Below are 12,394 nucleotides of genomic sequence, written 5' to 3' on the forward strand. Positions count from 1 at the left end.
CGAAGGGGCCGCGGGGGTCATCCCCCGCCGCCGCTGCCGAAGATCCAGGTTTCGAACCACATCCGCTCCCGCCATGCCGGATAAGGCAGCTGCTCGGCGCTGAGCACCGGGTACATGTAGGCGAAGTTGATGATCACCAGCAGCATCACCACGCCGAACACGATCCCGCCGAAGATCCGCCGCCCGGGCAGGTACTCCGGGCCGGACTCGTCGTCGCCCATCGCCAGTCCCAGCGCCAGCACCACCGCCAGGACCAGGAACGGCAGGAACGGCAGCGCGTAGAAGACGAACATGGTCCGGTCCGGGTAGGCGAACCAGGGGAGCCACCCGGCGGCGACCGCCACCAGCACCGCGCCGGCCCGCCAGTCCCGGTAGACCAGCCACCAGCCGGCCATCACCGCCAGCGCGAGCACCGACAGCCACCACAGCGCCGGGGTGCCGATCGCCAGGATCGCCGAGGAGCACTTGGCGGCGCCGCACCCGGTCTGGTCGCCCTCGTAGAAGAACGCCACCGGCGTGCGCATCACGATCCACTCCCACGGCTTGGACGCGTAGTCGTGCGGCGCGTCCAGGGTGTTGTGGAACTGCATCATCTGCGCGTGGTAGAAGACCAGCCCGCGCACCGCGTCGATCGGCCCGGACAGCCAGTCCGGCAGCCGCTCCAGCGCGGGCGACGGGTTCCCCTCCGCGTAGTTCCGGGCGTAGCCGCCGGAGGAGGCGAACCAGCCGGCCCAGGAGGCCAGGTACACCCCGGCGGCGACCACCACGGTCTGCAGGAACGCCGGCACCGCGTCGAACAGCAGCCAGCACCGGAACAGCAGGCTCCGGCGGAGCGCGAAGGCCAGCCCCGCACCGGAGAGCACCAGCAGCAGGGCGGCCACCACCGCCGGGCCGGTGCCCAGCGCCGCCCGGACCAGTACGGCGAGGGCCGCGCCGACCAGCGCGCACAGCACCAGCAGCGCCGCGGTGCGCACCCGCAGCAGCGCCTCCCGGGCGGCGGCCGCCCCGCCCTCGGGGGCGCGGCCGGTGAGGATCGACGACCAGCGGCCTCCCCCGTCGCCGCGCTGCCCGGCGCTGCGCCGCGCCCCGAAGTCCCACGCCACGGTGAGCAGCCCGAACGCGGCGATGAAGAAGAGCGCGTTCCACTTGGTGGCCACCGCCATGCCGAAGCAGAGCCCGGCGGCCAGCCGCCACCAGCGCATCCCCAGCCAGGCCGCGGCGGGGTCGGCCAGCAGCCGCTCGCGCATCCGGTCCCGGTCCACCAGCAGGCAGGCGAACCCGGCCAGCACCCAGAACGTCAGGAAGACGTCCACCATGGCGATCCGGCTCATGGTGAAGTGCAGGCCGTCCAGGGCGAGCAGCAGGCCCGCCGCGCAGCCCAGCAGCCAGGAGCGGGTCAGCCGGACCGCGACCCGGACCAGCACCAGCACCGACAGCGCGCCGAACAGGGCGGCGGCGAACCGCCACCCCTCGGGCGTCATGGAGTCGCCGAACGGGGTCAGCCCCCACAGCCTGTCGCCCAGGGCGATGATCCATTTGCCCATCGGCGGGTGCACGATGAAGTCGGCCCCGCCGGTCCACAGGTCGCGGCCGCCGCGGGCGAGCAGTTCGTCGGCGTTCTCGACGGTCTCGTGCTCGTAGCCGAATTCGAGCAGGGAATAGGCGTCTTTGGCGTAGTAGGTCTCGTCGAAGTAGATCGACGGGGGTTCGCCGAGGCGGACGAATCGGAGCACGGCCGCGAAGACCGCGAGCAGTACGGCGCCCGCCCATCCGGCCCATGCGGGGGTCGGCATCGGCGGGAGGTGCGGGCGCGCGGGCTCGGCGGCGGGGGGAGGGGCGGCGTGCTCCGCTCTGTAGGGCGGTGCGGTGGAGGTCATCGCTGCTCTTATAGTCGATCGGAGACGGGGCGGCCGCGGGTGGGGGAGCCGGCGGCCGGAGAGTAGTGCCAACCGTAGCGTCTATCAACGGGAGCGGTGTGTGACGGAGGGGGCGAGTGAGGGGCGGAGCGGGACGCTGATCCTGGCCGGGATCCCGATCGGCAACGGCGACGACGCCCAGCCGCGGCTGCTGGCCGCGATCGAGGGGGCCCGGCTGATCGCCGCGGAGGACACCCGCAGGCTGCGCCAGTTCGCCGCGCGGATGGGCATCCGCCCGGGCGGCGAGGACGGTGCGCGCATCGTCTCCTACTACGACGCCAATGAGGCGCGGCGCGCCGCCGAGCTCCTCGCGGAGCTGGAGGCGGGGGCCGACGTGCTGCTGGTGACCGACGCCGGGATGCCGGGCGTGTCCGACCCGGGCTACCGGCTGGTGTCGGCCTGCGCCGGAGCCGGGGTGCGGGTCACCGCGATCCCCGGGCCGTCCGCGGTGACCACCGCGCTGGTCCTCTCCGGGCTGCCCACGGACCGGTTCTGCTTCGAGGGCTTCCCGCCGCGCAAGGGGCGGGTCCGGCACTTCGCCGAGCTCGCCGCCGAGCGGCGCACCATGGTCTTCTTCGAGAGCCCGCACCGGCTGGCCGGCACCCTGGAGGCGATGGCCGAGGCGTTCGGCGCCGACCGCCCGGCGGCGGTCTGCCGCGAGCTGACCAAGACCTACGAGGAGGTCCGCCGGGGCCCGCTGGGCGAGCTGGCCGAGTGGGCCCGCGGCACGGTCAAGGGCGAGATCAGCGTGGTGGTCGGCGGGGCGCCCGCGGCGGCCCCCGCCCGGACCCCGGAGGACCTGGCCGCCGCGGTCGCCGAGCGCGAGGCCGCCGGCGTCCCGCGCAAGCAGGCCATCCAGGAGGTCGCCAAGGAGGCCGGCGTGCCCAAGCGCGAGGTCTACGCCCTGGTGCACGCCGCGCCCGCCGGAGGCGGCGAGGACTGAGAGGCCGCCGGGGGGCCGGCCGGTCGCCCGGCGGGGCCGCCCGGCGCTTCTCCGCCCGCCCGCGGTGCAGCCGGCCCGCGCCCGAACACTCCGGGCGACCGTTCGCACACCCGGCGGTCTCTGAGGCTCCGGGGCCTCCCGGGGCCGGGCGGGCTCCCGCCGCCGGCGGTCCGGGGCCCGGAGAGCGGGGGAGCCCCGGCCGGGCGTCCGGCCGGGGCTCCCCGGGTGCAGGGCCCGCCCCGGGCGGGGCGGGCCGGGCGGGTCAGACGACCGCGCCGTCGCTCTGCTCCCGGGCCGTGCGCAGGTCCTTGCGCTGCTTGGCCTTCTTCTCCTTGACCACGTGCGGCGGCGGCGTCCGGTCGAACCGCTGCATCCACTCCGCCAGCGGCACCGCCACGAAGACGGTCGAGAACACCCCGACCACCAGGCCGACCAGCATCGCGATGGAGAAGTCGCGCAGCGTGGAACCGCCGAACAGGGTCAGCGCCGCCAGGATGAACACACCGCCGATGGTGGTGTTCACGGTTCGCGGCACGGTGTTCAGCACCGCCAGGTTGGCGATCTTGCGGAAGGGCGAAGAGGAGTCCTTCGCCCATTCGTCCCTGACCCGGTCGAACACCACCACCGTGTCGTTGACCGCGAAGCCGATGACGCTCAGCAGGGCGGCGAGGAACACGCCGTCGATCGGCTTGCCCAGCCAGACGAACAGGCCGATGACCGAGGTGAGCGTGACCGCCAGGGACAGCATCGCGGAGACACCGAAGGACCAGCGGAACCGCCACGCCAGGTAGATCATCTGCAGCACCAGCGCGGCCACCAGCGCGAGCAGCGCCTTGTTGCGCAGCTCGTCGCCGAGGCTCGGGCCGATGTTCTCGTCGCTGATCCGCTCGGCGCCGCCCGCCGCCTCGCCCAGCGCGTCCTGCACCTGCTGCGCCTCGGCGTCGTCGATCGGGCCGGTGCGCACCGCGATGTCGCCGTCGCCGGACTCCTGCACCACCGCGCTGGGCTGGCCGCCCTCCTCGGCGACCGTCTGCCGGGCGTCGGTGACGCTGATCTGCTCCTGGGTGGTGAAGTCCATGACCCGGCCGCCGGTGAACTCGACGCCGAAGTTGGGCGGGCGCACCACGATGCCGACCACGGTGGCGACGATGACCAGCGCGGCCACGGACAGGCCGACCTTGCCGAACCGCATCAGGTTCGGGCTGTGGTCCAGCAGCCACTGCCGGACCCTGCTGAACCGGGAGATGCCGCTCAGCCCCGGGTGCTTGCGCACCACCGCGCGGCGCACCGCCCACTCGCACAGCACCCGCGCGATGATCAGCGCGGAGACCATCGAGGCGATGGTGCCCAGGCCCAGCGTGACGCCGAAGCCCTGCACCGTGCCCGAGGCCAGGAAGAACAGCAGCGCGGCCGCGATGAGCGTGGTGATGTTGGTGTCCAGCACCGCGCTCCACGCCTTGTGCGTGCCGGACACGAAGGCCTTCTGCAGGTTGGGCGGGATCGCCCGGCGCCGGCGCCGGGACAGCACCCCGGCCTCGGCCTGCTTGGCCTCCGCCTCGGTGGCGTCGGCCATGCCGGCCGACTTGTTGGCGTCGTAGACCTTCTGCTGCTGCCGGTACTCCTCCCTGGCGCGTTCGAAGATCAGCACGTTGGCGTCGATCGCCATGCCGATGGCCAGCACGAAGCCGGCCAGGCCCGGCAGGGTGAGGGTGGCCCCCAGCGCCACCAGCGCCGCGTAGGCGATCAGGGTGTAGCAGGCCAGCGCGATCGAGGCCAGGAAGCCGACCAGGCGGTAGGCGACGGTGATGTAGAGCGCGGTCAGCGCGATGCCGATGGCGCCCGCGATGAAGCTGGCCTTGATGGCGTCGGCGCCCAGGGTCGGGCCGACGGTCTGGCGCTGGATCTCGGTGACCGGCAGCGGCAGCGAGCCGCCCTCGATCAGCACCGCCAGCTCCTTGGCGCTCTCGTCGTCGAACGAGCCGGTGATGGTGGTCCGCCCGCCGGTCTGGCCGCCCGGGCAGCTGTCCGCCGACACCTCCGGCGAGGAGATGATCTGGTCGTCCAGGACGATCGCGATCCGCCGCTGCGGGGTGCCCATGTCGGCCTCGCAGGCCGCCTTGGTGACCTCGGTCCACTTGTCCCGGCCGTCACCGCGGAACTCGACGTTGACCTGCCAGTTCTGCCGGGTCGCCTGGTCCAGCACCGCCTCGGCGCTGGAGATCTGGTCGCCCTTGATCTCGGTCGCGCCGAGCTGCAGCATCTGCCCCTGCTCATCGGGCAGGGTCGTCTTGATCTCGCCGGGGTCCGGCGCCGAGGTGTCCGGAGCCGGCGGGGTGCCGCCCCCCTGGCCCTCGGCGGGCTGCTCGCCGCCCTCCTCGGACTTCCCTTCGCCGCCCTCGTCCTTGCCGTCGGAGGGGGCCCGGGCCTCGTCGGCCGGCGGGTTGGCGCTGTCGCCGCCCATGCCCGGGATGCCGCCCATGCCGGGCATGCCGCCCATTCCGCCCTGGGGCGCCTCGGCGCCCAGCACCCGGTGCACGGTCAGCTGGGCCGTCTGGCCGATGATCTCGGCGGCCTCGGTCGGGTCCTGGACGCCCGGGAGCTCGACGATGATCCGGTCCTCACCGGACCGGGACATGGTCGCCTCGGAGACGCCGAGCGAGTCGATGCGCTGGCGGAGCACCTCGATCACCTTGTCGGTGTTCTCGGCGTTCGCCTCGACGCTGCCGTCCTCGCTGTCCTGGGTCTGCAGGACGATCTGGGTGCCGCCGCTGAGGTCGAGCCCCAGCTTCGGCGGCAGGAACCACCCGGCGGCGAACGCGCCGAGCACGATGACGAGGGAGATGATGCCGCGCAGCCAGCGCGCCCCCGCTCCCTGTTGAGTTGACAATGGACTACCTCTCACGGTGGCGGATCACGGAACGGCGTTCGGGCCGCCGGCGCCCCGGCGCTCAGCCGGGCGGCCGTACGGCGGCGGGGCGGCCCTGCGGGGCGCCGGGCGGCGCGCGCCCCATGGGCAGCTCCGCGGCCTCCGAATCGCCGTGCGGGTCCAGCCGCGCCGGCGGCGCGGCGGACCGCCACGATCCGCCGAGGTCGGGGAGGACCGGCCGGTCCGGCGCGTACCCGTCGGGCAGGTCCCGCGGGCCGCCCTTGGCCGCCGGCAGCGCGGCGGCGCCCTGGTCGGCCTGGACCAGCAGCCCGTGGCCGCGCGGGCCGGTCAGGAAGCCGAACCACGGGGGGCGCTCGTGCGCGGCCGCCCCTTCGGCGGCCTCCGCGGGCGGCGCGGCGGAGTGCGGCGCCCCCGCCCCGGCGGGTGCGCCGGGCGGCGGCGGGGCGCCGAGGACCAGCAGCACCGCCGCCACGGCGGCGGCGAGCACACGGGAAACCGTGGGGACCACCGCCTTCGCCTCCTGGGATCGCCATGCGCCGCGGTCCGCGGCGCGGACCGGGACGCCCGCTCCCGCGGCGGCGGGGCGGTGCGGCGCTCCGTGAGCGGGGCCGCTCGGCCCGGACCTCTCCGCCACCCTACCGAGCCGGGGACCCCTCCGACGAGGGGCGGATCGAGGGCCGCGGGCGGCGGTGCGCCGGGGCGCCCGGGGAGCGGAAAACCGTGCGAAGCCGACCGCCGCCCCCTTTAGTCTTGTGGCATGTCGTCGAAACGCCACATCCTGACCGCGGTGGCCTGGCCCTACACCAACGGGCCGCGCCACATTGGGCACGTATCCGGGTTCGGGGTCCCCTCCGACGTCTTCGCGCGCTTCCAGCGAATGCGCGGCCACGACGTGCTCATGGTCAGCGGCACCGACGAGCACGGCACCCCGATCCAGGTCCTGGCCGACCAGGAGGGCGTGAGCGCCCGCGAGCTGGCCGACCGCTACAACAGGATCATCGTCGAGGACCTCGTCGCCCTCGGCCTCTCCTACGACCTGTTCACCCGCACCACCACCGGCAACCACTACCGGGTGGTGCAGGAGCTGTTCACCGGGCTCTACGAGAACGGCTACATCTTCGCGCACACCACCAAGGGCGCGGTCTCGCCGTCCACCGGCCGCACCCTCCCCGACCGCTACATCGAGGGCACCTGCCCGATCTGCGGGTACAGCGGGGCCCGCGGCGACCAGTGCGACAACTGCGGCAACCAGCTCGACCCGATCGACCTGATCGGCCCGCGCTCCCGGATCAACGGCGAGACCCCCGAGTTCGTCGACACCGAGCACTTCATGCTCGACCTGCCGGCCTTCGCCGGGGTCCTCGGCGACTGGCTCCGGTCCAAGTCCGGCGAGTGGCGGCCCAACGTCCTGAAGTTCTCCCTGAACCTCCTGGACGACCTGCAGCCCCGCGCGATCAGCCGGGACCTGGACTGGGGCGTGCCGATCCCGCTGGAGGGCTGGAGCGACCAGGCCAACAAGCGGCTCTACGTCTGGTTCGACGCGGTCATCGGCTACCTGTCCGCCGCCATCGAGTGGGCCGAGCGCACCGGCGACCCGGAGGCCTGGCGCCGCTACTGGCAGGCCGAGGACGCCGAGGCCTACTACTTCATGGGCAAGGACAACATCGTCTTCCACTCCGAGATCTGGCCGGCGATGCTGCTCGGCTACAACGGGGAGGGCGAGCGCGGCGGCGACACCGGCTCCCTGGGCCGGATGAACCTGCCCACCGAGGTGGTCTCCAGCGAGTTCCTCACCATGGAGGGGCGCAAGTTCTCCTCCTCGCGCCGGGTGGTCATCTACGTCCGCGACTTCCTGGAGCGCTACTCGGCCGACGCGCTGCGCTACTACATCATCGCGGCCGGCCCGGAGACCCAGGACACCGACTTCACCTGGGCCGAGTTCGTCCGCCGCAACAACGACGAGCTCGTCGCGGCCTGGGGCAACCTGGTCAACCGGTCCATTTCGATGGCGGCCAAGAACATCGGCGCCGTCCCCGAGGCCGGAGAGCTCACCGACGAGGACCAGCGGGTGCTGGAGCACTCCCGGGCCGCCTTCGGCGCGGTCGCCGAGCACCTCGACTCCTCCCGGTTCAAGGCCGCGCTGCAGGAGGCGATGCGCACCGTCGCCGAGGCCAACAAGTACATCTCCGACCAGGCCCCGTGGGCGCTGAAGAAGACCGACCCGGCCCGGATGGAGACCGTGCTGCACGTCGCGCTGCAGCTGGTCAGCGACGCCAAGACGCTGCTCACCCCGTTCCTTCCGGAGTCCTCCAACAAGGTCTACGAGATGCTCGGCGGGGCCGGCCAGTGGGCCGCCATGCCGCGCATCGAGGAGGCCCGCGACTCCATCGGCGGCGAGGACGGCGTCTCCGCCTACCCGGTCATCACCGGCGACTACGCCGCCGACGAGGCCGCCTGGCGGTCGGTGCCGATCGTCCCGGGCACCCCGCTGTCCCGCCCGGTGCCGCTCTTCGCCAAGCTCGACCAGAGCGTGGTGGACGAGGAGCTGGCCCGGCTGGAGGGCGAGGCCGGGGGCGAAGCGGGCTGACCCCGGTGCCGCCTCCGGGGCGGCGCGGGAATAGCACGGGCGGCGGGCCGTTGTCATTCAACGGCCCGCCGCACCCGTGGCAGGGCCGAGACGAGCAGTGGGACACGAGGGGATGCACGACATGGGCAAGCGCAGTGGCGAAGCGGTGCGCAACAGGAACGCCGAGACGCCGCCGCCCGCGCCCGAGCCGCTGCGCGTCGCGGTGGCCGACAGCCACACCCACATGGACATGCAGGGGCCGGACCCGGCCGAGGTCATCGCGGCCGCCGAGGCGGTCGGCGTCACCCCGCTGATCCAGGTCGGCGTCGACCTGCCCTCCTCGCGCTGGGCCGCCGAGACCGCCGCCGAGCACCCCTCCGTCTACGCGGCGGTCGCCCTGCACCCCAACGAGGCGCCGCGGATCGTGCACGGCGACGGCGCCCCCGGGGTGGAGGTGGACGACACCGACTGGGCGGGCAGGCTCCGCCCGGCCGGCGGGGCCGCCGCGCTGGACGAGGCGATCGCCGAGATCGACCGGCTCGCCGCGCTGCCGCGGGTCCGCGCGGTCGGCGAGACCGGCCTGGACTACTTCCGCACCGGCTCCGAGGGCGTCCGGGCCCAGCAGGACTCGTTCCGCCGGCACATCGCGGTGGCCAAGCGGCACGGCAAGGCGCTGATGATCCACGACCGCGAGGCCCACGACGACGTGCTGCGCATCCTGGACGAGGAGGGCGCCCCGGAGACCGTCGTCTTCCACTGCTTCTCCGGCGACACCGCGATGGCCAAGATCTGCGCCGAGCACGGCTACTACATGAGCTTCGCCGGCAACGTCACCTTCGCCAGCGCCCAGGGGCTGCGCGACGCGGCGGCCGCCGCCCCCGCCGAGCTCCTCCTGGTGGAGACGGACGCCCCGTTCCTCACCCCCAAGCCCTACCGGGGCCGCCCCAACGGCCCCTACCTGATCCCGCACACCCTGCGCGCCCTCGCCGAGGCCCGCGGCGCCGGCGAGGACGAGCTGGCCGCCCGGATCGCGGAGAACGGCCGCCGCGCCTTCCGCCTGGACGGCTGAGCGGCCGGGGCCCGGGGCGCCGCCCTCACCCGGTGCCGTCCCGGTGCCACCGGAGGCCGGCCCACCCGGCCCGCGCCACGTCGGCCTCCCGGGCCCAGCGGACGGTGCCGGGGCGCACGTCCGCCCCGCACCCGGTCTCCCAGCCCGGAGCCGACGGCACGGAGTACCGCTCCCGCGCATGCGGGCCGTCCGGATCCGCGCCGACGTCCTCCGGGCGGCACCAGACCGCCGAGCACGAGTCGCACATCAGCACCACCGCGCCCGCCCGGGTCACCAGCGGGCGGACCAGCCCCTGGTCCCAGGGGAACGGGCACTCCGCGAGCCACATCCCCGGCTCCCTCCGCCGTCCGGCTACGCCTCCTCGACGCCCCACTCCTTGAGGGCCTCCTCCAGGGAGGGGGCCCGGTGCTCCGGGTCGCGGGTGGCGGTGCCCGGGGTCCGGCCGAACCGCGGCGCCGGGCCGGGGAAGACCGAGCCGCCGCTGCGCCGGACCGTGCCGCGGGCGGCGATGTGCGGGTGGTCGGCGGCCTCGGCCATGGAGAGCACCGGCTGCACGCACGCGTCGGTCTCCCCGAAGACCTCCGCCCACTCGTCCCGGGTCCGGCCGGCCAGCACCTCGGCGAACCGGGCGCGCAGCTCCGGCCAGCGCCCCTTGTCCCACTGCTCCGGCAGGTCGGCGCCGGACAGCCCGAGGCCCTCCAGGAACCGGGCGTAGAACTGCGGTTCGATGCAGGCGACCGAGACGTACCGGCCGTCGGCGCAGGTGTAGACGTCGTACCAGGGGGCGCCGGTGTCCAGGAAGTTGTCGCCGCGCTCGTCGGTCCAGCCGCCGCGCTCCCGCTGCTCGTAGATCATCGACATGAGGAACGCGCTGCCGTCCACCATCGCGGCGTCGACGACCTGGCCGAGGCCGGAGGACTGCCGCTCCACCAGGGCGCTGAGGATGCCGGTCACCACCAGCATGGTGCCGCCGCCGAAGTCGCCGACCAGGTTGAGCGGCGGCACCGGGGCCTCGCCGCGGCGGCCGATGCCGTGCAGGGCGCCGTTGAGCGAGATGTAGTTCATGTCGTGCCCCGCGACCCGGGCGAGCGGCCCGTCCTGCCCCCACCCGGTCATCCGCGCGTACACCAGCCGCGGGTTGATCGCGGCGCACGCGTCGGGGCCGAGCCCGCGCCGCTCCATCACCCCGGGCCGGAACCCCTCCAGCAGCACGTCGGCGGCGGAGACGAGCCGCTTGGCGGTCTCCAGCCCGGCCTCGCTCTTGAGGTCGGCCCCGATGACCGGCCGCCCCCGGTCCAGGTGGCCGGGGACCCCGGCGGCCGCCGCGTCGGCCGCCTGCGGGCGGTCCACCCGGATCACGCTCGCCCCCAGGTCGGCCAGGAGCATCGCGGCCAGCGGCCCCGGCCCGATCCCGGCGAACTCGACGACCCGTACACCCTTGAGCGGCCCCATCGACCAACCTCCAGCACTCGTCTCGAACCCCGTTCGGTTTCCCATTGTGCCGCCGCACCCGCCCTCACCGACACGCTCCGCCCGAAACGGCTCCCGCGGAACGGAGGGCTCCCGCGGAGCGGCCGCGGAGGAGACCGGTACCGGCCGCTCCACTCCGGGAGGCCGGTCGGTGGGGAGAGGCACCCGCCCCGGTCCCCGCCTCCGCCGTCGCCGCCCGTCTGAACGCCCGCCCCGTGGGGCGCCGCGCCCGGACGCCTCTCACCGGAGGCCGCTCGGGGGCGTGCGGCCGGGGCGAGTCCCCGGTGCGGCTTCGGCGGCCGGGGCGGCCTGGCAAAATATCGGGGTGACCGACTCTGGCAGCACCCCTGATCCCGCTTCCGGCCCCGGCCCCGGGGAGGCCGGCGGCGCGCGCCTGCTCACCCCCGCCGACGTGCGGAGGCTCGCCGACCGGCTGGGCGTCCGGCCGACGAAGACGCTCGGCCAGAACTTCGTCATCGACGGCGGGACGGTGCGGCGGATCGTCCGGGTCTCCGGGGTCGGCGCCGGCGACACCGTGCTGGAGGTCGGCCCCGGACTGGGATCGCTGACCCTGGCGCTGCTGCCGCACGTCGCCGGGGTCACCGCGGTCGAGGTCGACCCGGTGCTCGCCGAGGCGCTCCCCGGGACCGTGGCCGAGCACGCCCCGGACCTGGCCGACCGGCTGCGGGTGGTCACCGCCGACGCGATGCGCGTCACCGAGCTCCCGGGCCCGCCGCCCACCGCGCTCGTCGCCAACCTCCCCTACAACGTGGCGGTCCCGGTCGTGCTGCACCTGCTGGAGCTGCTGCCGTCGCTGCGCACCGCCCTGGTCATGGTCCAGGCCGAGGTGGCCGACCGGCTGGCCGCGACGCCCGGCGGCCGGATCTACGGGGTCCCCTCGGCCAAGGCGGCCTGGTACGCCGAGGTGCGCCGGGCCGGTGCGGTCGGGCGGAACGTGTTCTGGCCGGCGCCCAACGTCGACTCCGGCCTGGTCGAGCTGAAGCGCCGGGAGGAGCCGGTCTCCGGCGCCGACCGGAAGCAGGTGTTCGCGGTGATCGACGCCGCGTTCGCGCAGCGCCGCAAGACGCTGCGCACCGCGCTGGCCCGCTGGGCCGGCTCCCCGGCCGCGGCCGAGGCGGCGCTGCGCGCGGCCGGCGTCGACCCGTCCGCCCGGGGCGAGGCGCTGGGCATCGCCGAGTTCGCCCGGATCGCCGAGCACGGGCCGCACGGCGGAGGCGGGTGACATCCGTCATCGGCCCCCGGTGACGGCGGCTTCTACCCGGCCGCCCCCTGCTCGGCGAGGATGAAGCCATGACGACGAAGAGCGCCTCCCCCTCCACCGCCCCCGACCGGACCCTCGGCATGGCCTGCGGGCTGGCCGTCGGCATGGGGATCGCCGCGAGCACGGGCGACCTCCTGCTGGGCGCCGCACTCACCCTCTGCTTCGGCGCGGCGTTCTCCCACCGCGGACTCCCGGGGAGGAAGAAGACCGCCGCCGGGGGATGACCCCGGCGAGGCGGCCGCGGCAGGGGCGCGGGGCGGA

Annotated in this window: 10 protein-coding genes; 5 read left to right on the plus strand and 5 right to left on the minus strand. The window is 74.7% G+C overall.

The annotated features are described in order from the left end of the window. Positions 1-17: 17 nt before the first annotated feature. Positions 18-1,877: a dolichyl-phosphate-mannose--protein mannosyltransferase gene (locus J0910_RS06265; RefSeq protein WP_420157571.1), complete on the minus strand. Its 1,860-nt coding sequence runs from the start codon at positions 1,875-1,877 to the stop codon at positions 18-20. Positions 1,878-1,977: 100 nt separating this feature from the next. Between J0910_RS06265 and rsmI the strand changes: the two genes are divergently transcribed. Then, on the plus strand, positions 1,978-2,859 hold the full coding sequence (rsmI, locus tag J0910_RS06270; RefSeq protein WP_420157572.1) for a 16S rRNA (cytidine(1402)-2'-O)-methyltransferase: 882 nt from the start codon (positions 1,978-1,980) through the stop codon (positions 2,857-2,859). A gap of 262 nt (positions 2,860-3,121) precedes the next feature. On the opposite strand, the gene secD is transcribed toward rsmI, so the two are convergent. Both secD and J0910_RS06280 read right to left on the minus strand, forming a co-directional pair. Beyond that, positions 3,122-5,746 carry a protein translocase subunit SecD gene (gene secD, locus J0910_RS06275; RefSeq protein ID WP_420157573.1) on the minus strand — a complete coding sequence of 875 codons (2,625 nt, stop codon included), beginning with the start codon at positions 5,744-5,746 and terminating at the stop codon, positions 3,122-3,124. A gap of 61 nt (positions 5,747-5,807) precedes the next feature. Continuing rightward, entirely contained in the window at positions 5,808-6,254 is a 447-nt protein-coding gene (locus tag J0910_RS06280) for a hypothetical protein (protein ID WP_420157574.1), read from the minus strand. Between the two features lie 249 nt (positions 6,255-6,503). Here J0910_RS06280 and metG point away from each other — a divergent pair, with 249 nt between their 5' ends. Together metG and J0910_RS06290 are read left to right on the plus strand one after the other, a co-directional pair. Beyond that, positions 6,504-8,333, plus strand: coding sequence for a methionine--tRNA ligase (gene metG, locus J0910_RS06285; protein WP_420157575.1), 1,830 nt, complete (start codon positions 6,504-6,506; stop codon positions 8,331-8,333). Positions 8,334-8,454: 121 nt separating this feature from the next. Continuing rightward, complete coding sequence (locus tag J0910_RS06290) at positions 8,455-9,381, plus strand: TatD family hydrolase (protein WP_420157576.1); 927 nt, start codon at positions 8,455-8,457, stop codon at positions 9,379-9,381. Between the two features lie 25 nt (positions 9,382-9,406). On the opposite strand, the gene J0910_RS06295 is transcribed toward J0910_RS06290, so the two are convergent. Both J0910_RS06295 and J0910_RS06300 read right to left on the minus strand, forming a co-directional pair. After that, positions 9,407-9,709 carry a hypothetical protein gene (locus J0910_RS06295; RefSeq protein ID WP_420157577.1) on the minus strand — a complete coding sequence of 101 codons (303 nt, stop codon included), beginning with the start codon at positions 9,707-9,709 and terminating at the stop codon, positions 9,407-9,409. A gap of 23 nt (positions 9,710-9,732) precedes the next feature. After that, positions 9,733-10,833, minus strand: coding sequence for a CaiB/BaiF CoA transferase family protein (locus J0910_RS06300; RefSeq protein ID WP_420157578.1), 1,101 nt, complete (start codon positions 10,831-10,833; stop codon positions 9,733-9,735). Between the two features lie 343 nt (positions 10,834-11,176). On the opposite strand from J0910_RS06300, the gene rsmA reads away from it, so the two are divergent. Then, positions 11,177-12,094, plus strand: a complete 918-nt coding sequence (rsmA, locus tag J0910_RS06305; protein WP_420157579.1) for a 16S rRNA (adenine(1518)-N(6)/adenine(1519)-N(6))-dimethyltransferase RsmA — start codon at positions 11,177-11,179, stop codon at positions 12,092-12,094. 68 nt (positions 12,095-12,162) lie between these two features. Next, positions 12,163-12,357, plus strand: a complete 195-nt coding sequence (locus J0910_RS06310) for a hypothetical protein (RefSeq protein WP_420157580.1) — start codon at positions 12,163-12,165, stop codon at positions 12,355-12,357. The last annotated feature ends 37 nt before the right edge of the window (positions 12,358-12,394 follow it).

This window comes from Nocardiopsis oceanisediminis, from assembly GCF_048595525.1.
GTDB classification, from domain to species: domain Bacteria; phylum Actinomycetota; class Actinomycetes; order Streptosporangiales; family Streptosporangiaceae; genus Nocardiopsis_A; species Nocardiopsis_A oceanisediminis.